The 255-nt window shown below is 57.6% G+C and carries 1 pseudogene; it reads right to left on the bottom strand.

What is annotated here, in order from left to right:
• A pseudogene (locus tag KMS84_RS44720) lies at window positions 1–255 on the bottom strand (efflux RND transporter periplasmic adaptor subunit); the annotation flags it as partial.

The following is a 255-nucleotide window of genomic DNA, read 5'->3' as shown; positions in this document are numbered from 1 at the left end:
CAATAGGGCTGGTCAGCGTCAGGTTCGATTGAACTTTGCCAGTGCGCTCAACTTGAGCAATTAACGTAAGTGGCATTCCGGTTAGCCGCAGTCGCTGCCGGGCCGCTGTCAGCAAGCCAGCATCGCCACTACGCTTGAGGGCGAGAAATTCCTCCTGAGCAGCTGCCCACTCCGGCACCAAGATATCTGCCAAGGCGGCATTCGCTTTCAGCACATCACCAGGTGCGTGGGCATACACACGCTCGACAAAACCCG

This window comes from Streptomyces hilarionis (assembly GCF_024539675.1).
GTDB classification, from domain to species: Bacteria; Actinomycetota; Actinomycetes; order Streptomycetales; family Streptomycetaceae; genus Streptomyces; species Streptomyces hilarionis.
Note: the sequence above shows the minus strand (reverse complement) of the source record. Positions and strands in the feature narration are given on the sequence as shown.